This window comes from Bradyrhizobium sp. STM 3557, assembly GCF_045571465.1.
In the GTDB taxonomy this organism is placed as follows: Bacteria; Pseudomonadota; Alphaproteobacteria; order Rhizobiales; family Xanthobacteraceae; genus Bradyrhizobium.
This window is the reverse complement of sequence record NZ_CP120697.1, coordinates 103,816-126,388: the sequence shown is the minus strand read 5'-3', so window position 1 is coordinate 126,388 and position 22,573 is coordinate 103,816. Positions and strand designations below refer to the sequence as shown.

Sequence of the window (22,573 nt, the reverse complement as noted above, 5' to 3'; positions counted from 1 at the left end):
GACGGCCGTTGGCCGCTGTGATACCTGCCGGCCCGGAACATCCAAGGGTACCGCCTTTGACCACATTTTTAGCCCCGACCCCGCTCGAATCCCGCGCTTCAGGCCCGCTGAGCGGCATGATTCGCGTCCCCGGTGACAAGTCGATCTCGCACCGCTCCCTCATTCTGGGTGCGCTGGCGGTCGGCGAGACCATTGTGTCCGGCCTGCTCGAGGGCGAGGACGTGCTGAACACGGCCAAAGCAATGCGGGCGCTCGGCGCCAAGGTCGAACGATCGGGCGAATTCGCCTGGACCGTTCATGGGGTCGGCGTCGGCGGCTTCGGCCAGCCGGCGGCTCCTCTGGATTTCGGTAATTCGGGCACCGGCTGCCGGCTGGTGATGGGGGCCGTCGCCGGCTGCCCGATCACCGCCGTGTTCGACGGCGATGCCTCGTTGCGCAGCCGGCCGATGCGGCGCGTGCTGGATCCCCTGGCGCTGATGGGGGCCAAGGTCACCGCAGGCGGCGAAGGCGGCCGGCTGCCGCTAACGCTGCAGGGCGCGCGCGATCCCATTCCGATCACCTATAAGACGCCGGTGGCCTCGGCCCAGATCAAGTCGGCGGTGCTGCTCGCCGGCCTTGCCGCCCCCGGCGTCACAACTGTCATCGAGCAGGAGGCGAGCCGCGACCATACCGAGCTGATGCTGAAGCATTTCGGCGCCGAGATCGTCACCACGGCCGAGGGACCGCATGGCCGCCGCATTGCGCTGACGGGCCAGCCCGAGTTGCACGGCGCTGAGGTGATCGTGCCGGCCGATCCGTCCTCGGCTGCGTTCCCGATCGTGGCGGCGCTGATCGTCGAGGGCTCCGACATCGTGCTGCCTGACGTCATGACCAATCCGCTGCGCACCGGCCTGTTCACGACGTTGCGCGAGATGGGCGCGTCCATCGAGGAGGCCGATGTGCGTGGCGATGCCGGCGAGCCGATGGCGCGCCTGCGCGTGAAGGCCTCGCGCCTGCGCGGGGTCGAGGTGCCGCCCGAGCGGGCGCCGTCGATGATCGACGAATATCTGGTTCTGGCAGTGGCAGCCGCGTATGCGGAAGGCACCACGGTCATGCGCGGGCTGCAGGAGCTGCGGGTCAAGGAGTCGGATCGGCTGGAAGCGACCGCCGCGATGCTGCGGGTCAATGGCGTCGAGGTCGAGATCGCCGGCGACGACCTCATCGTCGAGGGCAGGGGCCATGTGCCCGGCGGCGGCCTTGTCGCCACTCACATGGACCATCGCATCGCCATGTCGGCGCTGGTGATGGGCCTGGCTTCCGACACTCCGGTCAAGGTCGACGACACCGCCTTCATCGCCACCAGCTTCCCCGACTTCCTGCCGCTGATGCGCAAGGCCGGCGCGGAGTTCGCATGATCATCGCGATCGACGGGCCGGCGGCGTCCGGCAAGGGAACGCTCGCCAAGCGCCTCGCTGCGCATTATGGGTATCGGCATCTTGATACCGGCGTCATCTACCGCGCAGTGGCCCATGCCATGCTCTCGGCCGGTCTCGATCTTAATGACGAGGCGAGGGCGGCCGAGGTTGCGATGACGCTCGATCCCGGAACTTTCGACGATCCTGCGCTGAAGAGCCACGCCGTCGGTTCCGCCGCCTCGGTGGTCTCGGCGCTGCCGAAGGTGCGGGAGGCGCTGGTCGCGTTCCAGCGCCAGTTCGCCGCCGTTCCTCCGGGGGCGGTGCTCGACGGCCGCGATATCGGCACGGTGATCTGCCCCGACGCCGAGGTGAAGATCTTTGTCGTCGCCGATCCCAAGATCAGGGCGCAGCGCCGCGCGCTCGAGGCGCGGAGCCGAGGCGAGGCGGCCGACGAGGCGGCCATTCTGGCCGACATCCTGGCGCGCGACGAGCGCGACCAGAACCGCAGCGTTGCCCCTTTAAAACAAGCACCGGATGCTTACTTGCTAGATAACTCCCATTTGGATATAGAAGGCGGCGTCCGGGCCGCCATCGATATTGTCGAGGCCGTCCGAGCGGGCCGGCAGCGGGTTTGACATCTTCCGCTGTCGTCATTGGAGGAACGCCCGCTCCCGCCCTTGAACGTCGATAGCCCGATCCGTTTCGATCGGGCGCGATCAGCCGGACAGCACTTCAACGTATCGCATGTGCAGCCACTGCCGGCCCGCTTCTTTGCGCGTTTGCGCGAAGGAAGCGGACGTCTGGGGTTCGTGGACCTCCAGGCACTGTCCATCCGATCCGCCGATCAACCTAAACGCTGGCAAGACAGTCCACCCCTGGAGAACAAATGGCTTCGAGTACGTCTGCAAATTCCTACAATCCCAGCCGCGATGATTTTGCCGCGATGCTGGATGAGTCCTTCACGCGCGGCAACCTGCAGGAAAGCTCCGTCGTCAAGGGCAAGGTGGTTGCGATCGAGAAGGACATGGCCGTCATCGACGTCGGCCTGAAGACCGAAGGCCGCGTGGCGCTGCGCGAATTTGCCGGGCCCGGCCGCGATAGCGAATTGAAGGTCGGCGACGAGGTCGAGGTGTTCCTCGACCGCATCGAGAACGCGCTCGGCGAGGCCGTGCTGTCGCGCGACAAGGCTCGCCGCGAAGAGAGCTGGGGCAAGCTCGAGAAGGCCTTCAACAACAATGAGAAGGTTCACGGCGTCATCTTCAACCAGGTCAAGGGCGGCTTCACGGTCGACCTCGACGGGGCCGTGGCCTTCTTGCCGCGCTCGCAGGTCGACATTCGTCCGATCCGCGATGTCGCGCCGCTGATGAACAACTCCCAGCCGTTCCAGATCCTGAAAATGGATCGCCGCCGCGGCAACATCGTCGTGTCGCGCCGCACCGTGCTGGAAGAGACCCGCGCCGAGCAGCGCCAGGAGCTGGTGCAGAACCTCGAAGAGGGTCAGGTGATCGACGGCGTGGTCAAGAACATCACCGATTACGGTGCGTTCGTCGACCTCGGCGGCATCGACGGCCTGCTGCATGTCACCGATATCGCGTGGCGCCGCGTCAACCATCCGACCGAGGTGCTCACCATCGGCCAGACGGTGAAGGTCAAGATCATCAAGATCAACCACGAGACGCACCGCATCTCGCTCGGCATGAAGCAGCTGCTGGACGATCCGTGGCAGGGCATCGAGGCGAAGTATCCGCTCGGTGCGCGCTTCCACGGCCGCGTCACCAACATCACCGACTACGGCGCCTTCGTCGAGCTGGAGCCGGGCATCGAGGGCCTGATCCACGTCTCGGAGATGTCGTGGACCAAGAAGAACATGCACCCAGGCAAGATCGTCTCGACCTCGCAGGAGGTCGAAGTGCAGGTGCTCGAGGTGGACAGCGTCAAGCGCCGCATCTCGCTCGGCCTCAAGCAGACCATGCGCAATCCCTGGGAGGTCTTCGTCGAGAAGCATCCGACCGGTTCGGTGGTCGAAGGCGAGGTCAAGAACAAGACCGAGTTCGGTCTGTTCCTGGGTCTCGAGGGCGACGTCGACGGCATGGTCCATCTGTCGGATCTCGACTGGAAGCTGCCGGGCGAGCAGGTCATCGACAACTACAAGAAGGGCGACATGGTCAAGGCCGTGGTGCTCGACGTCGATGTGGAGAAGGAGCGTATCTCGCTCGGCATCAAGCAGCTCGAAGGCGATCCCTTCGCCGAGCCGGGCGATGTCAAGAAGGGTGCGGTCGTCACCTGCGAAGTGCTCGACGTCAAGGATGGCGGCATCGACGTCAAGATCGTCGGCACCGACTTCACCACCTTCATCAAGCGCTCCGAGCTGGCGCGCGACCGCAACGATCAGCGCTCCGAACGCTTCGCCGTCGGCGAGAAGGTGGATGCGCGCGTGATCCAGTTCGACAAGAAAGCCCGCAAGGTGCAGGTCTCGATCAAGGCGCTGGAAGTCGCGGAAGAGAAGGAAGCCATCGCGCAGTACGGCTCCTCCGATTCGGGCGCCACGCTCGGCGACATCCTGGGCACCGCGCTCAAGAACCGCGATCAGAAGTAATCGTCTTCTCGTCGCTCGCCAATCAAAGCCCCGGTTTCGACCGGGGCTTTTTTGTTACAGTCGTGCAATTGAACGATGAGGCAGAAGGCACGACGTGTGCACCGGCCATACCTGGCTGTGATCCGGCCGCATTGCGGCGGGCCATGCTTTCTTCATATTGGGCCGCAATTGGTGTAAGCAGATAACCCTATTTTCACGCTGCGGATGCAATACGCGCTGATACTTCCGGGAGATTTCCATGTCGCTTGATTCGGACGTGATCGTCGATCGTCGCAGGCTCCGCCGCAAGCTGACGTTCTGGCGCGTCACCGCCGTGCTGATCGCGATCGCCGCGCTGTCCGTTGCCGGGCTCGTGATGTCGCCGCGCGGGACCAGCGCGATATCGACGACCGGCTCGATCGCGCGCGTCAATATCGAGGGCCTGATCCGCAGCGACCAGGAGCGCACCGAGGCGCTGGAGCGGCTGGGGAATTCCTCCACCGCGGCCGTGATCGTTCATATCAATTCGCCCGGCGGCACCACCGCCGGCTCCGAGCAGCTCTATGATTCGCTGGTGCGGCTGAAGGCTAAGAAGCCGCTCGTCGTCGTCGTCGAAGGCCTTGCGGCGTCCGGCGGTTACATCACCGCGATCGCGTCCGATCACATCGTCGCGCAGCAGACCTCGCTGGTCGGCTCGATCGGCGTGCTATTCCAGATTCCGAATGTCAGCGATCTGTTGAAGACCGTCGGCGTCAAGGTCGAGGAGGTGAAGTCCTCGCCGCTGAAAGCCGCGCCCAACGGCTACGAGCCGACCAGCCAGGAGGCGCGCGATGCGCTCGATGCGCTGGTGAAGGACTCCTACGCCTGGTTCAAGGATCTCGTGAAGACCCGCCGAGGCTTGGACGACGAGCAGCTTGCGAAAGTGTCCGACGGACGCGTCTTCACGGGGCGACAGGGGGTCGACCTGAAGTTGATCGACGAGCTCGGCGACGAGAAAACGGCGGTCGCCTGGCTCGTGGCGCAGAAAAACGTCAAGAAGGACCTGCCGGTGCGCGACTACAAGCTCACGCCCCGCTTTGGCGATCTCACTTTCCTGCGTACGGCGGCGGCGATCACGCTCGATGCAATGGGCCTCGGTTCCATCGCACGCCAGCTCGAGCGCGCCGGCGTGACCCAGGCGGTCGATCGGCTCGGCCTGGACGGCATGCTCGCGCTCTGGCAGCCGGGGAGCGGCAATTAAGCCCGCCAGGACCGCTTTCTCGGCCCTTTTCCCGCTTCGCGTGTGTTGCGGTGACGCCCGTTTCGAGGCTTTGTCACGCGATTTCGCGCCGCGTTTGAATGATTTAGCGTCTTGACAGCGCGAGGCTTTTTCACGGAAATGGACCGCCGACTTTCCCCGGGTACACTTTCTCGATGATCAAATCCGAGCTTGTTCAGCGTATCGCCGAGCACAACCCGCATCTCTACCAGCGGGATGTCGAGAACATCGTGAATGCGATCCTCGACGAGATCGTAGCTGCCCTTGCACGCGGTGACCGCGTCGAGCTGCGCGGTTTTGGCGCTTTCTCCGTGAAGCACCGTCCAGCGCGGGCCGGGCGCAATCCGCGCACCGGCGCGCATGTGCCGGTCGATCAGAAATGCGTGCCGTTCTTCAAGACCGGGAAGGAGATGCGCGAGCGGCTGAATCGCGACGATCCGTCAGCCGCGGCCGACGACTCCGAAGAGTCCTGAGTTCAACAAACGGCCGAGCGGTCGCCGGACCGTCTACCGTTACTCGTGAGCTGGCGGATGCGAAAATTCCTCACTACCGTGATCGTCATCGCGCTGTTCGTTCTTTGGGTCGTGTTCGCAGTGGCGAATCGGCATGACGTTACCGTGTCCTTCGATCCGTTCAACTCGGGCGATCCGGCGCTGACGTGGCAGATGCCATTGTTCGCGGTGATCATCGCGGCGGTCGCCACGGGCGTGCTTGCCGGCGGCTTTGCCACCTGGGTCGGCCAGCGCCATTGGCGGCGGGCCGCCCGGCGCCATCGTGCAGAGGCCGAGGCAGCCAAGACCGAACTCGTCAGCGTCAAATCCGCGGCGCTGGCGGCCCAGGGCGGATCTCAGAGGTTGCCAGCCCCGTTCCAGGCCGGCGGATATGGGCCTTACGGGCGAGACAAGCGGGGCGCGGCGTTGTAGAACGCGCTGCTCGCAGACGGTATCCCGTCTGCCCGGAACCCCTTGCACCATGTCCCTGCATGTCAAAATCTGCGGCCTGACCACGCGCGAGACGCTCGATGCGGCGCTCGCGGCGGGCGCGGACATGGTCGGATTCGTGTTCTTCCCGCCGTCGCCGCGGCATCTCGGTCTTGAGGCTGCACGCGAGCTCGGCCTCGCGGCCAAGGGCCGCGCGCTGAAGGTGGCGCTCACGGTCGATGCCGGCGACACGACGATCGAGAACATCATCGAGACCTTGCGGCCGGATTTGTTGCAATTGCACGGACACGAGGGCGTGGCGCGCGTGCGCGATCTCAAGAGCCGCTTCGGTCTGCCTGTCATGAAGGCGATCCCGGTGGCGACCGCCGCCGACCTTGCGCCGCTCGCGGGCTATGCCGCGGTCTGCGACCGCATTCTGTTCGATGCGCGCGCGCCCAAGGGGGCGACACGTCCGGGCGGTCTAGGCGCGACCTTCGACTGGCATTTGTTAACGAGCCTTGCGCTCGAGCGGCCCTTCATGGTCTCGGGAGGGCTGAGCATCGACAACGTCGCCGAAGCTGTGCGCATCACCCGCGCCGATGGTGTCGACGTGTCCTCCGGCGTCGAGCGCGCGCCCGGCGTGAAGGACTGCGACATGATCAGAGAGTTTGTTCGCGCCGCGCGCGCCACCGAAGAGTTGAGCAGCCGATGACGACCCAACGACCCAATTCCTATCGTACCGGCCCTGACGAGCGCGGCCATTTCGGCATTTTCGGCGGCCGCTTCGTCGCCGAAACGCTGATGCCGCTGATCCTTGATCTCGAAAAGGCCTACGCGGAAGCCAAGGTCGATCCAGCCTTCCACGCGGAGATGGGCGGCTATCTCAAGCATTATGTCGGCCGGCCCTCGCCGCTTTATTTCGCCGAACGCCTGACCGAGCATCTCGGCGGCGCCAAGATCTACTTCAAGCGCGAGGAGCTCAATCACACCGGCTCGCACAAGGTCAACAATGTGCTTGGCCAGATCCTGATGGCGCGCCGCATGGGCAAGCAGCGCATCATCGCCGAGACCGGCGCGGGCCAGCACGGCGTCGCCACCGCGACGCTCTGCGCCCGCTTCGGCCTCGAATGCGTGGTTTACATGGGTGCGGTCGATGTCGAGCGGCAGCAGCCGAACGTGATCCGCATGGAGATGCTCGGCGCCAAGGTGGTGCCGGTGCAGTCCGGTGCGCGCACCTTGAAGGATGCGATGAACGAGGCGCTGCGCGACTGGGTCACCAACGTGCACAACACCTTCTATTGCATCGGCACGGTGGCGGGGCCGCATCCCTATCCGATGATGGTGCGCGACTTCCAGTCGGTGATCGGCAACGAGACTCGCACGCAGCTGCAGGAGCTCGAAGGCCGACTGCCGGATTCGCTCATCGCCTGCATCGGCGGCGGCTCCAACGCGATGGGCCTGTTTCACCCCTTCCTCGATGATCCCTCGGTGGAGATCTACGGCGTGGAGGCCGCAGGCCATGGCCTGACGCAGCTGCATGCGGCCTCGATCGCCGGCGGCCGGCCCGGCGTGCTGCACGGCAATCGCACCTATCTGCTGATGGACGAGGATGGGCAGATCGAAGAGGCGCATTCGATCTCCGCCGGCCTCGACTATCCCGGCATCGGGCCGGAGCATTCCTGGCTGCATGAGACGGGAAGGGTCAAATATCTGTCGGCGACCGACGAGGAGGCGCTAGCCGCGTTCCAGCTATTGTCGCGGCTCGAGGGCATCATTCCGGCGCTCGAGCCGGCCCATGCCATCGCCAAGGTGATGGAGCTGGCGCCGCAAAAGCCCCGGGATCATCTGATGGTGGTCAATCTGTCCGGCCGCGGCGACAAGGACGTGCCGCAGGTCGGCGACATCTTGCGCGCGAGGAAGTCGTGACGGGGGCATCGGTTCACCTCTTTCCGTCGCGAGAGGCCCCCTCCCTAACCCTCCCCCGCAAGCGGGAGAGGGAATCGACTGCCGTCGCGGCGGCTGATCGGTCGCAACTGACAACTCCCTCTATGAGATCGATCTCTGTCGCGGCACGACGTGCTGTGCTCCCTCCCCCGCCTGCGGGGGAGGGTTGGGGTGGGGGCGTTGGTTTGCTCCGCCAGCAGCCGCGATCTATTTTCAGGAAGCTTCCATGACCACCCGCATCGACACGCGTTTCGCGCAGCTTAAGAAAGAGGGCCGCTCGGCCTTCGTCACCTTCGTGATGGCCGGCGATCCCGATCCGGAGACTTCGCTTGCGATCGTCAAGGCGCTGCCGCAGGCCGGGGCTGACGTGATCGAGCTCGGCATGCCCTTCACCGATCCGATGGCCGATGGCCCGTCGATCCAGGCCGCTGGCCTGCGCGCGCTCAAGGCCGGCATGTCGCTGAAGAAGACGCTTGCGCTCGTGAAAAGCTTCCGCGAGACCGACAACGCCACACCGATCGTGCTGATGGGCTACTACAACCCGATCTACATCTACGGCGTCGACAAATTCCTCGCCGATGCCAAGGCCGCCGGTGTCGACGGGCTCATCATCGTCGACCTGCCGCCGGAGGAAGACACCGAATTGTGCGTGCCGGCGCTGAAGGCCGGCCTCAACTTCATCCGGCTGGCGACGCCGACCACCGACGACAAGCGGCTGCCGGCGGTGCTCGCCAACACCTCCGGCTTTGTCTACTACGTTTCGATCACCGGCATCACGGGTGCTGCGGCGGCGGATGCCAAGGCGGTCGGGGGGGCGGTCGCCCGCATCAAGCGCCACACGTCGCTGCCGGTCTGCGTCGGCTTCGGCATTCGCAGTCCGGAGACGGCGCGTGCCATCGCCGAGAACGCGGATGGTGCCGTGGTCGGCACCGCGCTGGTCGATGTGGTCAAAACCAGCCTCGACGCCGAAGGCAAGGCGACGCCGAAGACCGTCAGCGCGGTCGCCGATCTCGTGGCCGCGCTGGCAGAGGGTGTTCGCGGCGCCAGACAGGCCGCGGAATAGACGACAATCATCGATCCCACGACTGGCGGCGGCTTGCCGGGTCTCCAAATCCTCGCCATATGACAGGGCACGACGGAGCGACACATGAACTGGCTTACCAACGTGGTCCGGCCGAAGATCCGCAACATCCTGCGCCGCGAGACGCCGGAGAACCTGTGGATCAAGTGCCCCGATTCCGGGCAGCTCGTGTTCTACAAGGACGTCGAGGCCAATCAGTTCGTCATCCCCGGCTCGAACTACCACCTGCGGATGGGGGCGATGGCCCGGCTCAAGTCGGTCTTCGACAATGAGACCTGGTTCGACGTCGCGCTGCCCGAGGTCACGCCGGATCCGCTGAAATTCCGCGACGAACGCCGTTACGCCGACCGCATCCGCGATGCGCGGTCGCGCACCGGAATGAATGACGCTGTCAAGGTCGGCTATGGCAAGCTCGAAGGCATGGGCGTCGTGGTCGCCGTGCAGGACTTCGACTTCATGGGCGGCTCGCTCGGCATGGCCGCGGGCGAAGCGATCGTGCGCGGGCTCGAGCTCGCGGTCGAGAAGAGCTCGCCCTTCATCGTATTCGCGGCCTCCGGCGGCGCCCGCATGCAGGAGGGCATCCTGTCGCTGATGCAGATGCCGCGCACCACCGTCGCGATCCAGATGCTGCGCGAGGCACGCAAGCCCTATATCGTTGTGCTGACCAATCCGACCACCGGCGGCGTCACTGCCTCTTACGCGATGCTGGGCGATGTCCACATCGCCGAGCCTGGCGCGCTGATCGGCTTTGCCGGTGCTCGCGTCATCGAGCAGACCATCCGCGAGAAGCTGCCGGAAGGCTTCCAGCGCGCCGAATATCTGCGCGATCACGGCATGGTCGACATGGTCGTGCATCGTCATGATCTGCGCCCGACCTTGGCGCGGCTCTGCCGCATCCTCACCAAGTCGCCCGCGCTCGAGCCGATCAAGCCCGCCCCGCAACTGCCGCCACCGGCCCCAGCGGTGGCCAGCACTGACGCGCCCTCGGTCGCGCCATCTGCGTGAACAGCCCGGCGCCCCAGCCCTCCCGATCGCCGCTTGACGAGCTGATTGCGCGGCTGTCCGCGCTGCATGCGGGCAAGATCGAGCTCGGGCTGGAACGGATGCACCGGCTGCTGGCGCAGCTCGATCATCCCGAGCGCAAGCTGCCGCCGGTGATCCATGTCGCCGGCACCAATGGCAAGGGCTCCACGGTCGCTTACTTGCGGGCCATGCTGGAAGCCGCGGGCCTGCGCGTGCATGTCTTCACCTCGCCCTGGCTGGTGCGGATCAACGAGAGCTATCGGCTCGGCATGCTCGGCGGCGGAGTCTTCGTCGATGATGACGAACTGCATGCCGTGCTCACACTGTGCGAGCAGGTCAATGCCGGCGCGCCGATCACCTTCTTCGAGATCAAGACCATCGCCGCCTTCTGCCTGTTCGCAAAGCATCCGGCGGACGTGGTGCTGCTGGAGGTCGGGCTCGGCGGCCGGCTCGATTCGACCAATGTGGTCGACCAGCCTGCGGCGGTGGTGCTGACGCCGATCGGCATGGATCACATGGATTTCCTCGGCAACTCGCTGGCCTCGATCGCAGCGGAGAAGGCCGCAATCATCAAGAGCCGCGTGCCGGTGATCTCTGCCGAGCAGGAGCCGGATGCCATGGCCGTGATCGAGCAACAGGCCAAGCGGATGCGCGCGCCACTGTTCGCAGCCGGCGAGGAGTGGCACGTCAATGTCGAGCGCGGCCGCCTGGTCTATCAGGATGACCGTGGCTTGCTCGATCTGCCGGCGCCAAAACTGTTCGGCCGGCATCAGTTCGCCAATGCCGGGCTCGCGATCGCGACCCTGCGCGCGATCGGCAATTTCAAGCTCGCGACCAAAGCATTCGAAGCGGGCATCGTCGGTGCGGACTGGCCGGCGCGGATGCAGCGCCTGTCGAGCGGGGCACTGACTGCGCTTGGGCCCGATGGCTGCGAGCTCTGGCTCGACGGTGGTCACAACGCCGATGGCGGGCGTGTCATTGCCGCCGCGCTCGGCGATCTCGAGGAGCGGGTGTCGCGTCCGCTGGTCATCATCGTCGGCATGATGGCGAACAAGGACGCGGTCGCGTTCCTCGGCAACTTCGCCGGCCTGACCCGCCACATCATCGTGGTGCCGATCCCCGACCAGCCCAACGCGATGGCGCCCGCTGATCTCGCCGATGCCGCGCGCACGCTCGGCATGCGGGTCGAGATCGCCGACGGCATCGAGGCGGCGCTGTCCGGCGTCGCGCGTCTCGCCTACGAGGTCCCGCCGCGCATCCTGATCACCGGCTCGCTCTATCTTGCCGGCCACGTGCTGGCGATCAACGGCACGCCGCCGACGTAGTTGGAGCATTGCATGCGCTTCGCCGCGATCGCCGACATCCACGGCAACTATCTCGCGCTGGAAGCCGTGCGCGCAGATATTCGTAGCCACGGCATCGAGGACATCGTCAATCTCGGCGATATGGCGAGCGGCGCGCTCGATGCGCGCCGGACCATGGACAGGCTGATCGCGCTGGACGCAGTCCATGTGCTAGGTAATCATGACCGCTATCTGATCGATCGGCCGCCCGAGAAGATGGGTTCGTGGGACCGTCCCGCTCATGCCGAGCTCGATGAGAGCCATCTCGACTGGCTGCGCGCGATCCCGGCGACGCGCGTGTTCGAGGGCCGGGTCTTCCTCTGCCACGCGACGCCCGCAAGCGATGAGGTCTACTGGTTGGAGCGCGTGCATCCCGACGGCACGGTGGCGATGGCCGATCTGGAGAGCATCGACGCGGCTGCTGAAGGCATCACGCAGCGGCTCATCCTCTGCGCCCACAGCCACGTCGCCCGCGCGGTGCGGCTGCGGGACGGCCGGCTGATCGTCAATCCCGGTAGTGTCGGCTGCCCCGGCTATCGCGATACCCACCCTCATCCGCACGTGGTCGAGGCTGGCTCGCCGGATGCGCGCTATGCCATCCTGGAATCGAGCGGAGATGATTGGGTCGTTACGTTCCGCCATGTGCCCTACGATCACGCGGCCATGGCGGCACTGGCGCATCGCAAAGGCAAGCCCGAGCTCGCGTCTGCGCTGGCGACGGGCTGGGTCAGATGACGCGCGTCGCGACCTCGTCACGCCAGCAGCTTCCGCGGATCGGCTGCCTTCTGCTTGAGCTGATCGAAAGTGCATTGCCGCGGGGCCTTGTCTGGACGCCAGCGCAGGATCGAGGTGCCGTGGCGGAAGCGCTCGCCGGAGAAATGGTCGTAGCAGACCTCGATCACGAGCTTCGGCTGCACCGGACACCATTGCGCCGAGCGCTCCGTCGACCAGCGGCTCGGCCCGCCCGGGGTGTTGCCGGTGAAGCTTTGCTCCGTGATCAGCGGCGTCAGCTTCGCTGTCAGCGCCGGCTTCTCCTCTTTCTTGATCGCAGATGTGAAGCCGACATGGTGCAGCAGGCCCGCATCATCGTAGAGGCCGAGCAGCAGCGAGCCGACCACCTTCCTGCCGCCCTCCTTGTTGCTGGCGTAGCGGAAGCCGCCGACCACGCAGTCGGCGCTGCGGAAGCGCTTGATCTTCTGCATGCCGTCGCGATTGCCTGCCTGGTAGGGCAGGTCGATCCGCTTGGCGATCACGCCGTCGCAGCCGCCGCCGGACTGCGCCAGCCATTTTTGTGCTGTGGCAAAGCTCCTCGTCACCGACGACAGACGAAAGGTCGATTGCGTCTTGCCGAAATTCGCCTTCGCAAATGCCTCCAGCGCCGGCCGCCGTACCGCCAATGCCTGCTCCGATAACTTGCGCTCTTTTTCGGTCGCAAGCAGGTCGAAGGCGATGAACAGCGCCGGCGTCTGCTCCGAGAGCATCTTCACGCGGCTCGCGGCCGGATGAATCCGCTGCAGCAAATCGTCGAACGAGAACGCCTTGCCGTGCGGCACCACGAGCTCGCCATCGAGCACGAAACTCGGCGCGTTCAACTCCTGCGCGGCCGCGACCACCTCCGGGAAGTAGCGAGTGAGATCCTCGCCCGCTTTCGACGTCATTGTCACGCGCTCGCCCTCGCGCGCCAGCAGGCAGCGGAAGCCGTCCCATTTTGGCTCGTACTGCCACGCCTTGCCTTGCGGGATCGCATCGACCGAGCGCGCCTCCATCGCCTGCAGGCCGGACGGTTTGACAGCGGATCTGCGGGGGCGGGGCGGCACGGCGGGCAAACCTTAAAAACGCGACAAACACTCCCTCACAACGGCGAACGGCCGGCGATGTGCCGGCCGTCCCCAAAAACAGATGTCGCGAACTGCGCTCGGAATCAGACCGCCGAGGTGATCCACTGCTGCAGCTTCGCCTTCGGGGCGGCGCCGACCTGGCGGGAAGCCATCTCGCCGCCCTTGAAGATCATCAGGGTCGGGATCGACATCACGCCGTACTTGGATGCCGTCTTCGGGCTCTCGTCGACGTTCAGCTTGACGATCTTGACCTTGTCGCCCATCGCACCCGCGATCTCGTCGAGCGCCGGGGCGATCATGCGGCAGGGGCCGCACCATTCGGCCCAGAAGTCGACCACGACCGGGCCGTTCGCCTTGAGCACCTCGGTTTCGAAATCGCTGTCGGAAACCTTGCTGACGGCCATGGGATTACCTCTTTGGTTTGATGGATGGGCGGGAGTCGCGCCCGGGATCATGCGGATCAAAGTATGAATGGCCCCTTGCCGGGTCAAGCTCGGTCACCCAGCCGTGTGGGGAATGCAAGCTCCGCGTCCAGCGCGGAGGCGGAAAGCTCCATCAATTCAGGGGTTTCGGTCCAGAGCAGGGCGGCACGGACACCTCGGCCGGAATAGAGCTGGCCGAGGACGGCGCGGTACAAAGCGAGCTGGCGGATATAGGCCTGCGGCACTCCGGCAAGATTGGTGGGCGGCTCGTGGTTGGTCTTGAAGTCGACGATCAGGACCTCAGTCTCGGTCACGACGAGCCGATCGATCTGGCCGGACACCAGCGCCTGCGGCTGTTCGGGCAGGGCCAATCGACCGACGATCGAGACCTCGGCGCGGCTGCCTTCGGCGAACACTTGTCCGAAGCGCGGGTCCTCGATGACGGTGAGCACACGCTCCGCCAGGCGGATGCGCTCCGCCTCCGGCCAGTCCTGCGCATTGCGGGCGAGATATTTCAGCGCGGCGTCGCGGCGCTTGCCGGCCGCGACATCGGGCAACGATTGCAGCAGGCGGTGCACCAGGGTGCCCCGCTGCATGGCCTCCGTGCGCGCTATGATCGACGCGCCGGCTCGCGGGCGAAGCCCTGCGTCATCCGACGCGTCCGACGGGCGTAGCACCTGATCAGCCGGCAGCGTCTCGACCACCGATGCGCGCAGCCAGGCCGGCAACTCGATCGCGGCCATCGGCTGCTTCTCCGCCTCGCCGCCTGGAAGTGCCGCGATGTCTTCGGCGCGCGCGTAGCGCTTCACCTCTCCATCGGGCGTCTCGATCTTCTCGACCGTCAGCCCGGAAGCCTCGAGGCCGCGCGCGACGAGGTCGTACCAGCAATCGCGGCGGATGTTGTTCATGTTGCCCGGCATGCAGCCGGCAATGATCAGCCGGTCGGCGGCGCGCGTCATCGCCACATAGAGCAGGCGGCGATATTCGTCCTCGGTCTCGGCCAGCATCGCGGTGCGCGCCTCGCCGACGGCCTTGGGATCGTCGGCCTTGCGGCCGGCCCACACCACGACCTCGCCGTTCTCTGCAGGCAGATGGATCAGCCGCAGCCGCTGCGAATCGGACGGCGAGGACGTCGTGTCGACCATGAACACGACCGAGGCTTCGAGCCCCTTGGCGCCATGCACCGTCATCACGCGAACCTCGTCGCGCGAGATCTCCATGTCGCGCTTCACCTCGGTGTCGGCGGCGCGCAGCCAGGCCATGAAGCCCTGAAGCGAGGCCGGCGCCTTGCGCTCATAGCCGAGCGCGAGTTCGAGGAATTCGTCCAGCGCGTCATTGGCTTCATGGCCGAGCCGCGCCAGGATGCGCCGGCGGCCACCATCGCCGCCGAGCAGCCAGGCATAGAACGCGAACGGCGTTTCCTCGCCGGCGCGGCGCTCGCATTGTCGCAGCCGCTTCAGCACGCGCTCGAATTTCTCATCGCTCGATGCGTGTTGGACCAGCGCTTCGCGCAGAGAGCCTTTACGCTGCCAAGCCAGCGCAAACAGGTCATCGTCGTTGAGGCCGAACAACGGGCTCTTCAGCACGGTCGCCAGCGCCAAATCATCCTGTGGCAACAGCAGCGCGTCGGCGAGGTTCATCAGATCGATGATCGCGATGTGCTCGGTCAGCTTCAGCCGGTCGGCACCGGCGACGGGAATGCCGGCATGCTTCAGCGCCTGGATCACCGCATCGAACGCATTGCCGCGCCGGCGCACCAGAATCAGAATATCGCCATAACTCAGGCGGCGCTGGGCGCGGTCATGCCCGGTCATCGTGCCGTCGCGGATCAGCCGCTTGATCTCGAGCTGGATGCGCCGCGCCAGCTTCACCTCGGGGCTGGTCACGGCGACGCCGTCGAACGGCGCGCGCCAGCCCTCGATGTCATCGCGCTCGTCGCGCTCGGCCAACGGCCACAGTTCGACGACGCTGGGGCCGGCATCCTCGAGCGCGTTGTGAATGGGATAGCCGATGTCGGGCGAATGAATGCTGCTGTAGATCTGCTTCTCGCGGAAGACATGATCGACGGAATGCAGAATCGCAGCGCCGGAGCGGAACGAGTAGGTGAAGGCGACGGGATCGAAGGTCAGCCCGGCCTCGGTGAACTTCTTTTGCAGCTGGCGCCGCTGTGCATCGAATTCGCGCGGCTGTGCGCCCTGGAACGAGAAGATCGACTGCTTCTCGTCGCCGACCGCGAAGACGGTGCGGACCAGTCCATCGCGCGCGCCGGCGCCGGCGGTGAATTCGGAGATGATATGACCAATGATCTCCCATTGCCGCGGGCTGGTGTCCTGCGCCTCGTCGATCAGCACATGATCGACGCCGCGATCGAGCTTGTAGTGCACCCAGCCGGCCGAGACGCGGTTGAGCATCGCCAGGGTCTTGTCGATCAGATCGTCATAATCGAGGAGACCACGTTCCTCCTTCTCGCGCCGGTAGTTCGCAGCCGCCGCCGTCGCGATCTGCAGCAATGCCTGGCTGCGGTCGCGCATGACAATTGCGCGGCGCTTCTCGATCAGGATGTCGAGCCGGCGTGCTTCGGCTTCGAACAGTGCGCCGAGCCCGGGATTGGCATCAGTGAACTTCTTGGTCAGCACCGTCTTGCGCGGCGCCTTGTCGTCCGTCAGGAAGACGCACAGATAGGCATCGACCTGGTCGCTGCCGGAAAAATGCAGCGCATCGCGCAGCCGATCGGCGTGCGCCTGCTCGGTCTTGCCGCCACTCTCGAGCTGATTTGCAATCTCGCGCCACTCTGCATGTGGCAGATTGGGGCCGTCGACGATGTCGCGCTCGACGGCGGCAACGGTGTCGTCGCGCGCCACGCCGAGCGCGCGCGACAATTGCTCGGCGGCGACGTCGACATGGCCGGCGCCATCGGTCCAGGCCATGAAGTGATCGCGGCTGAGGCAGGCCTCGCGCACCACGTCCTTGAAGGTGACGTCGGCGGCGCTCGCCATCGCGATCTGCAGCGCCCGGCCGATGCCGCTGTCCGGTGCGCGCGCGGCGTCCAGCAGCACCTTCAGGTTGGCGCGCTCCATCATTTCGGTCTGGTCGCGATCGTCCAGCACCGAGAAGCGCGCTGGCACATTGGCCTCGAACGGAAACTGCTGCAGCAGCCGGGTGCACAACGCATGGATGGTCTGCACCTTCAGCCCGCCCGGCGTCTCCAGCGCGCCCGCGAACAGTTTTCGCGCAGCAGAGCGCATTTTCGCGTTCGGATGCGGAATGCCGGACTGCCGGATCGCCTCATCGAGCGCGTCGTCGTCGAGAGTGACCCAATGGCCGAGCGTGGAGAAAACGCGCTCCGCCATGTTGGCGGCGGCCGCCTTGGTGAAGGTGATGCAGAGAATCTTCTCCGGCGGCACGCCGTCAAGCAGCAGGCGGATCACCCGCTGCACCAGCACATGCGTTTTGCCGGAACCAGCGTTCGCGGACACGAAAGCCGATGCAGCGGGATTCGAGGCGCGCGTCTGCGCCTCGCGCACGGCATTCGGAATCGGGCGGGGCGCCTTCACCATTCCTCTATCCCCAATCCGCCGGCTGCCGACCATTCCTTGATCCGCGCCAAGTCGTCATAGGCGCCATAGCGGTTTGCCCACATCGACAGGTTCAGCGAGGTGTAGGCCTGGTTCTCATCCTCGAAGCGGCGGATCAGCGCCTCCAGCTTGTCGCGCGCCTCGCGGGCGGCGGCATCCGGCGGCTGCGGCTGGTCGCTTTTGTTGATCTTCAATTCCAGCACGCGCTCCTCGCCCGGCGGGTTGTTGCCGGAGAGCCTGATATAGGCGAGCTGCCCGACCAGGCTTCCCGCGGGGATGCCCTCGAAGCCGCCCTCGCGCAAGATCGCCGCCTCCAAAGTGAGCTGCGGCGACAGTCCCATGCGCACCTGCTTGCCGGTCGGCGGCTGCCCGGTCTTGTAGTCGAGCAGGGCAAAGGTGCCATCGCTGCGGCGCTCGATGCGGTCGGCACGCGCCACCAGAGTGAAGCTGCGATCGGGTGCGAGCGGTATCGAGATCGAGCCTTGCTGCTCGGCGACGAGCTCATCGATGTGCTCGCGCCGCGCCTCCTCCCAATTGGCGAACCAGGCCGCGATGCGCTGGAAGCGCGGCCACCAGAGCGCGCGTGCCTCGGGGCGCTCCATCAAAGGCGCAAAATGCTTCTCGCCGATCTGGCGCAGCGCGCGTGCGGCATCCTGCGGCAACTCATGAGCAAATTGTTCGGTGAACTCGCCGATCGCCGCGTGGATCGCCGAGCCGCGGTCGGCCGCCGACAGCGGCATGTCGACCGGATCGAGCTGGCTGAGCCTGAGGATGTGCCGGGCATAGATGGTGTAGGGATCGCGCAGCCAATCCTCGATCGCGGTGACGGAGAGGCGGGTGGGGCGCGCGGCTCGCGGCGGCTTCGGCATCGGCTGCGGGATCGGCATCACCTGCGCCGGCTGGTCCAGCACCTCGGCGTAGCGCACGTAAGTCTCGCCGCGCCTCTCGGCCTGTTTCCAGAGTTCGTCGCCGGCGACCGCTTCCAGCCGGTGCAGGAAGCGCGAGGCGACCGCCGGCGCGCCGCCGGCCTTGGCGGCATGGCTGAGGATGACCTCCGGCGCGCCGAGCAGCTGCGCGAAATCGTGCGCCGATAGCCCGATGCGCCGTTCCGGCAGATCGAGGCCGAGCTGATGCCGCATCGGCCGGCTGAGCCAGGGATCGATGCGCGGTGCCGGCGGCCAGACGCCTTCGATCAGCCCGCCGACGATCATTCGATCGGCCTGCATCAGCCGCGCTTCCAGCGGACCATAGATCTGCAGCGTGGCGCCCGGGCGTTCCGGCCGCCGCACCGCGCGATCGGAGAAGGCTGTCAGGAACAGGTCTGGGTAATCGGCGAGCGGCGCCATCAAACCGCAGCGCTCGCCCCGCGCGAGCAGGTCGTCGAAGGCTTTGGCGAGCGCGGAGCCGTCGCGGTCCGCAAAGGCCGTGCTTAAGCCCTGCTCGTCGGCGGACAAGGCAGCGATCACCTCGCGGTGTCGCGCGGCGAATTCGGCGAAATCCTGAGGCTTCGGGGAGCTAAGGTTCTCCAGCGGCGCCATCGCCTTTTGCAGGGCTGCGATCAGCGTCTGCGCATGATCCAGCGCCTCAGGCGAGAGGCGGGCGCGCGGCTCGGCCGGATGCAGCGCGGAGGCCTCGCCCTGGCGCAGCCTGTCGTGCTCGGTGCGGAAGCGGGTGAAGTCGCGCGAGAGCCCGATCGATCCGGGCTGCGGCCGGGTGCCGCGCAGCACTGCGAGCTCCAGCGTTTCGATCGCGGACTTGAAGGTGCCATAGGCTGCGCCAAGCCGGCACAGCGGATGCTTGAGCAGTGCGAGCAGCGTCGGCGGCTCCAATCCTCTCGCTGCGGCCTCTGCGGCAAGGCGCGCGAAGGTGCCGGCGGGCGTTTCCATCAGCGGGTCGCCACCGGAATCGTCGAAGGCGAGATGCCAGCGCGTCAGCGCCGCCATCACCCGCCGCGCCAGCGCGCGGTCCGGCGTCACCAGCGCGGCCGACTTGCCGAGATGGCGCGCCTCGCGCATCGCAATCGCGATCGCCAGCGCCTCCATCTCTGGATTCGGCGCAGCGATCACGGCGAGATTGTCCATTGATGCCGAGATATTCGCTGCGACGTCGAACTGGCGCAGCCGCTCATGCCACATCCCCGTCGCTTCCGACGGCCGCATCGCTTCCGAGATCAGCACCTCGCGGCCGCCGCGTGCCGGCGGCGCCAGCCGCATCACGTCGCGCCGCGCGATACCGAAGCGCTTGAGCAGCATGTGCATCGCATATTGCGGATGGTTCGATGAGGGATGCGCGATCACACGGCCCTGCTTGTCCTTGGCGCCACCGATCGCCTGCCAAGCCGCCTCGTCGAGATCGATGTCGAGGCCCGGCAGCACCACGGCGCCATTGGGCAGCCTGGCGACGGCGTGCAGGAACTTTGCGGTCGCCGGCATCGAGCCGGTCGAGCCGGCGGCGATGACGGGACCGTCGGGATGCGCGGTGAGACGCGCGGCCTCGGCCGTGATCAGCATGTCGCGCCGCGCCGCCGGTTCAATGCGCTGAATCTCCTCCAGATAGGCCGGCCACGCGGTGCGCGCGATGCGGAGGAATTCCAGCGAGTGCTGCCAATATTTGTCGAGCTGATCGGGCACCAGGCCGTCGAGTGCGTCCCAGGACACGCCGCGCGTCACCATGTCGTCGATCAGCCGCCCCAGGTCGCCAGCGAGCTGCAAGGTCGAGGCGGGGCCGCCGACCACAAGCGGCGCCGAGACCGGCGTCTTCGCCCAGGCCGCGACCAGCCGTGCCAGGGTCAGGCGGCGTTCCAGCTCGCCGAGCTTTTCGGGGATGTCGAGCGGTACGCGGCCGTCGAAGGCCTCGCGATCATTTTGCTCACTATCTTGCGCGAAGGCGAGCTCATCCTCGTCGATATCGCCGAGCGCGACCAGCCGCGGCAGGACCGCCGCATCGCTCTTGAGCTCGTCGAGGAACAGCTCGCGCGCCACGCGTAAGGCGCGCCGCGTCGGCAGATAGAGCGTTGCGGTCGCCAGCAACACCGGGTTCGAACGCGCCTCGAAGCCTGGAACCAGTCGGCTGTCGATCAGCGCCGCGATCACGCTGCGCAGGAGGGGGACGGAGATGGGAACGGTGAAGACGCGCATCGGCCCGACTGATTCGCTTTGCTTGTCATTTATATAGGCAGCAATGAGAGCGAGGTCATGCCGGGGTGTGGATGAGTGTTGATGGGTCAGAGACGCCTGTCGTCGCATGCACCTCCCGGCTCGTTTTCCGGTGTCATCACCCGCCAACGGGTCGGCGCGTACGCGCCGCCCGATGACAGGCCCCGGCGGGTGATCCAGTATCCAGAGACAGCCGTTATCAGCCGAGAGGCCTCAGCGTACTGGATGCCCCGCCTGAAGCGGGGCATGACACTGAACGTGTGTCATCCAGCACGCGCCCCCACTCTCCGCCGTCATTGCGAGCGAAGCGAAGCAATCCAGGGCCGGAGCAAAATACTGGATTGCTTCGCTGCGCTCGCAATGACGGAGTCAAGATCCTCCGTTCTCGCGGCGCAGATACCTCGCGAACTCGGCCTTTTGCGAAGTCATCACATCACGATCCAGTGTCGTCCCTGCGAACGCAGGGACCCATAACCCCCGGCCCGCGTGATCGGAGCGCGATGGAGCTCCCGCCCTCACAAAATGAAATTCGGTTGTTATGGATCCCGGCTCGCGCTTCGCTTGGCCGGGACGACAATCGTGTGCTGGGCCAGATCTATCACTGGCCGGCACGACGGCGAAATATGCAGCTACTACGCCGCGCTCTCCAGCAGCGCTTCCTCCGCGGCCGCTACCGCATCCGGCGTCCCGACATGCATCCAGACGCCGTCAAGCCGCAGGCCAAACAGCCGGTCCTGCTCATTGGCCTTGTCGAACATCCTGACCAGCGAGAACTCGCCCTGCGGTGCCCCGTCGAAGATCTTTGGCGAGATGATCGCCGCGCCAGCATAGACGAACGGCACGACCTGGTGCTCCCTGCGCCGGCGCAACGTGCCGTCCGCCAGCATCGAGTAGTCGCCCTGGCCGCTATAGCCGATCGAGCTCGCGGTCGGCGCCATCAACAGCAGGATGTCCATGCGCTCGGGATCGAACGCGTCCGCCAGCCGCACCAAGTTGGAGCGCACGCCTTCGATCCACATCGTATCGGAATTGACGTGGAAGAACGGCTCAGTGCCGAGAAGGGGCAGCGCCTTGACGACACCGCCGCCGGTGCCGAGCACCTGGTCGCGTTCGTCGGAGATGATGACGCGCGGATGCGTGCGATCAGCGGTGTGCGCGATGATCTGATCGGGCAGATAATGCACGTTGACGACGGCTTCAGTGACGCCGGCGTCCGCCAGCCTGTCCAGCACATGGTCGAGCAGCGGCCTGCCCGCGACGGGAACCATGGGTTTGGGCATCGTGTCCGTCAGCGGGCGCATGCGCAGGCCGAGACCGGCGGCGAGAACCATGGCTTTCTGCGGCTTGACGGGCATTGTCTTGCGTCTCGGGCAATCAGATGGCGTGTAATCGAATCATACCACGCGGCGGTGGTTCCTTGCCAATATCTGCGCATCGGAGGACGGCAGCGAACGTCAGATTCACGCCACCGGCGTGGCGGTGTCAGCGCTGCGATAGCCACTCCTGATGACGATTATGCGACGGTGACCGTAGCTGTCCCGCGCCGCGATGCCGCATCAGGCGTCGGCGGTCGCGCGCCGGCCGCCCGATTTCTTCTTGCCGCCGCCGGGCTTGAGGAAGTTGACACCGATCTGGTCGCCATTGACCCAGGCCAATTCGCAGCGGCGATAGGCGAGGCCGGTGGAGGAGAGGAGAAGGAAGAATTCCTTCAGGTGCAGCCCTTCGACCGAGCCCTCGACCGTCAGCTTGGCGCCCGTCTCCGAGACGTCCTCGATCGTGCAGTTGCGGCGCCAGGTGCCGTCGATGCCCATCATGAAGGCGGGAATGCCACGCTCGAAAACGACGCGCTCGCCCTTCTGCCGCTCCGCCATGTCCCACTCCCGCAACACCACGCGCGATGCATCGCCGCAATTCGTGCACGGTGAGTTTAAGTGGAGATGGCTAACAAGCGGTAAAGCTACGGAGCAATGCGTCGAAGAGATCTCGCGACGACAGTTTGCTTGAGCTGCGGGATGGCTGTCGTCCCGGCCTTGAGCCGGGACCCA

Annotated in this window: 18 protein-coding genes; 12 read left to right on the top strand and 6 right to left on the bottom strand. The window is 65.9% G+C overall.

Features of this window, described 5'->3' with window-relative positions:
* The first annotated feature begins 116 nt into the window (after window positions 1–116).
* From aroA to P6U24_RS00480, 12 genes are all read left to right on the top strand, one after another.
* The gene (aroA, locus tag P6U24_RS00535) at window positions 117–1,394 is read left to right on the top strand and encodes a 3-phosphoshikimate 1-carboxyvinyltransferase (RefSeq protein WP_407157279.1); all 1,278 of its coding nucleotides are present in this window, start codon (window positions 117–119) and stop codon (window positions 1,392–1,394) included.
* Entirely contained in the window at window positions 1,391–2,029 is a 639-nt protein-coding gene (gene cmk / locus P6U24_RS00530) for a (d)CMP kinase (RefSeq protein WP_407157278.1), read from the top strand. The genes aroA and cmk overlap by 4 nt, the downstream gene beginning before the upstream one ends.
* Window positions 2,030–2,280: 251 nt before the next feature.
* Window positions 2,281–3,990 carry a 30S ribosomal protein S1 gene (rpsA, locus tag P6U24_RS00525; RefSeq protein ID WP_407157277.1) on the top strand — a complete coding sequence of 570 codons (1,710 nt, stop codon included), beginning with the start codon at window positions 2,281–2,283 and terminating at the stop codon, window positions 3,988–3,990.
* 238 nt (window positions 3,991–4,228) lie between these two features.
* The gene (gene sppA, locus P6U24_RS00520; protein ID WP_407157276.1) at window positions 4,229–5,209 is read left to right on the top strand and encodes a signal peptide peptidase SppA; all 981 of its coding nucleotides are present in this window, start codon (window positions 4,229–4,231) and stop codon (window positions 5,207–5,209) included.
* A gap of 173 nt (window positions 5,210–5,382) precedes the next feature.
* Window positions 5,383–5,700 carry an integration host factor subunit beta gene (locus tag P6U24_RS00515; protein ID WP_407157275.1) on the top strand — a complete coding sequence of 106 codons (318 nt, stop codon included), beginning with the start codon at window positions 5,383–5,385 and terminating at the stop codon, window positions 5,698–5,700.
* 57 nt (window positions 5,701–5,757) lie between these two features.
* Entirely contained in the window at window positions 5,758–6,150 is a 393-nt protein-coding gene (locus tag P6U24_RS00510; RefSeq protein WP_407157274.1) for a lipopolysaccharide assembly protein LapA domain-containing protein, read from the top strand.
* A 49-nt stretch (window positions 6,151–6,199) separates the two neighbouring features.
* Window positions 6,200–6,859 (top strand): phosphoribosylanthranilate isomerase, encoded by a 660-nt coding sequence (locus P6U24_RS00505; protein ID WP_407160722.1) that lies wholly within the window; start codon window positions 6,200–6,202, stop codon window positions 6,857–6,859.
* Window positions 6,856–8,073: a tryptophan synthase subunit beta gene (gene trpB / locus P6U24_RS00500; RefSeq protein WP_407157273.1), complete on the top strand. Its 1,218-nt coding sequence runs from the start codon at window positions 6,856–6,858 to the stop codon at window positions 8,071–8,073. The genes P6U24_RS00505 and trpB overlap by 4 nt, the downstream gene beginning before the upstream one ends.
* A 244-nt stretch (window positions 8,074–8,317) precedes the next feature.
* Window positions 8,318–9,154, top strand: coding sequence for a tryptophan synthase subunit alpha (gene trpA / locus P6U24_RS00495; RefSeq protein WP_407157272.1), 837 nt, complete (start codon window positions 8,318–8,320; stop codon window positions 9,152–9,154).
* A gap of 84 nt (window positions 9,155–9,238) precedes the next feature.
* Window positions 9,239–10,177: an acetyl-CoA carboxylase, carboxyltransferase subunit beta gene (gene accD, locus P6U24_RS00490; RefSeq protein ID WP_407157271.1), complete on the top strand. Its 939-nt coding sequence runs from the start codon at window positions 9,239–9,241 to the stop codon at window positions 10,175–10,177.
* Window positions 10,174–11,520: a bifunctional folylpolyglutamate synthase/dihydrofolate synthase gene (locus P6U24_RS00485; protein WP_407157270.1), complete on the top strand. Its 1,347-nt coding sequence runs from the start codon at window positions 10,174–10,176 to the stop codon at window positions 11,518–11,520. Before accD ends, P6U24_RS00485 begins: the two co-directional genes overlap by 4 nt.
* A gap of 12 nt (window positions 11,521–11,532) precedes the next feature.
* Complete coding sequence (locus tag P6U24_RS00480; RefSeq protein ID WP_407157269.1) at window positions 11,533–12,273, top strand: metallophosphoesterase family protein; 741 nt, start codon at window positions 11,533–11,535, stop codon at window positions 12,271–12,273.
* Between the two features lie 17 nt (window positions 12,274–12,290).
* On the opposite strand, the gene P6U24_RS00475 is transcribed toward P6U24_RS00480, so the two are convergent.
* From P6U24_RS00475 to P6U24_RS00450, 6 genes are all read right to left on the bottom strand, one after another.
* The gene (locus P6U24_RS00475; protein ID WP_407160721.1) at window positions 12,291–13,304 is read right to left on the bottom strand and encodes an ATP-dependent DNA ligase; all 1,014 of its coding nucleotides are present in this window, start codon (window positions 13,302–13,304) and stop codon (window positions 12,291–12,293) included.
* 155 nt (window positions 13,305–13,459) lie between these two features.
* Complete coding sequence (gene trxA / locus P6U24_RS00470; RefSeq protein WP_407157268.1) at window positions 13,460–13,780, bottom strand: thioredoxin; 321 nt, start codon at window positions 13,778–13,780, stop codon at window positions 13,460–13,462.
* 83 nt (window positions 13,781–13,863) lie between these two features.
* On the bottom strand, window positions 13,864–17,352 hold the full coding sequence (gene addA, locus P6U24_RS00465) for a double-strand break repair helicase AddA (RefSeq protein WP_407160720.1): 3,489 nt from the start codon (window positions 17,350–17,352) through the stop codon (window positions 13,864–13,866).
* Entirely contained in the window at window positions 17,349–20,510 is a 3,162-nt protein-coding gene (addB, locus tag P6U24_RS00460; RefSeq protein ID WP_407157267.1) for a double-strand break repair protein AddB, read from the bottom strand. The genes addA and addB overlap by 4 nt, the downstream gene beginning before the upstream one ends.
* Window positions 20,511–21,160: 650 nt before the next feature.
* Entirely contained in the window at window positions 21,161–21,883 is a 723-nt protein-coding gene (locus tag P6U24_RS00455; RefSeq protein ID WP_407157266.1) for a nucleotidyltransferase family protein, read from the bottom strand.
* A gap of 201 nt (window positions 21,884–22,084) precedes the next feature.
* Complete coding sequence (locus P6U24_RS00450) at window positions 22,085–22,399, bottom strand: PilZ domain-containing protein (protein ID WP_407157265.1); 315 nt, start codon at window positions 22,397–22,399, stop codon at window positions 22,085–22,087.
* Window positions 22,400–22,573 lie beyond the last annotated feature (174 nt).

Excerpts from the sequence above, each read along its gene's own strand:
- aroA (WP_407157279.1), top strand. The coding sequence starts at position 117 with ATGATTCGCGTCCCCGGTGACAAGTCGATCTCGCACCGCTCCCTCATT.
- cmk (WP_407157278.1), top strand. The coding sequence starts at position 1,391 with ATGATCATCGCGATCGACGGGCCGGCGGCGTCCGGCAAGGGAACGCTC.
- rpsA (WP_407157277.1), top strand. The coding sequence starts at position 2,281 with ATGGCTTCGAGTACGTCTGCAAATTCCTACAATCCCAGCCGCGATGAT.
- sppA (WP_407157276.1), top strand. The coding sequence starts at position 4,229 with ATGTCGCTTGATTCGGACGTGATCGTCGATCGTCGCAGGCTCCGCCGC.
- P6U24_RS00515 (WP_407157275.1), top strand. The coding sequence starts at position 5,383 with ATGATCAAATCCGAGCTTGTTCAGCGTATCGCCGAGCACAACCCGCAT.
- P6U24_RS00510 (WP_407157274.1), top strand. The coding sequence starts at position 5,758 with ATGCGAAAATTCCTCACTACCGTGATCGTCATCGCGCTGTTCGTTCTT.
- P6U24_RS00505 (WP_407160722.1), top strand. The coding sequence starts at position 6,200 with ATGTCCCTGCATGTCAAAATCTGCGGCCTGACCACGCGCGAGACGCTC.
- trpB (WP_407157273.1), top strand. The coding sequence starts at position 6,856 with ATGACGACCCAACGACCCAATTCCTATCGTACCGGCCCTGACGAGCGC.
- trpA (WP_407157272.1), top strand. The coding sequence starts at position 8,318 with ATGACCACCCGCATCGACACGCGTTTCGCGCAGCTTAAGAAAGAGGGC.
- accD (WP_407157271.1), top strand. The coding sequence starts at position 9,239 with ATGAACTGGCTTACCAACGTGGTCCGGCCGAAGATCCGCAACATCCTG.
- P6U24_RS00480 (WP_407157269.1), top strand. The coding sequence starts at position 11,533 with ATGCGCTTCGCCGCGATCGCCGACATCCACGGCAACTATCTCGCGCTG.
- P6U24_RS00475 (WP_407160721.1), bottom strand. The coding sequence starts at position 13,304 with ATGGAGGCGCGCTCGGTCGATGCGATCCCGCAAGGCAAGGCGTGGCAG.
- trxA (WP_407157268.1), bottom strand. The coding sequence starts at position 13,780 with ATGGCCGTCAGCAAGGTTTCCGACAGCGATTTCGAAACCGAGGTGCTC.
- addB (WP_407157267.1), bottom strand. The coding sequence starts at position 20,510 with ATGCGCGTCTTCACCGTTCCCATCTCCGTCCCCCTCCTGCGCAGCGTG.
- P6U24_RS00455 (WP_407157266.1), bottom strand. The coding sequence starts at position 21,883 with ATGCCCGTCAAGCCGCAGAAAGCCATGGTTCTCGCCGCCGGTCTCGGC.
- P6U24_RS00450 (WP_407157265.1), bottom strand. The coding sequence starts at position 22,399 with ATGGCGGAGCGGCAGAAGGGCGAGCGCGTCGTTTTCGAGCGTGGCATT.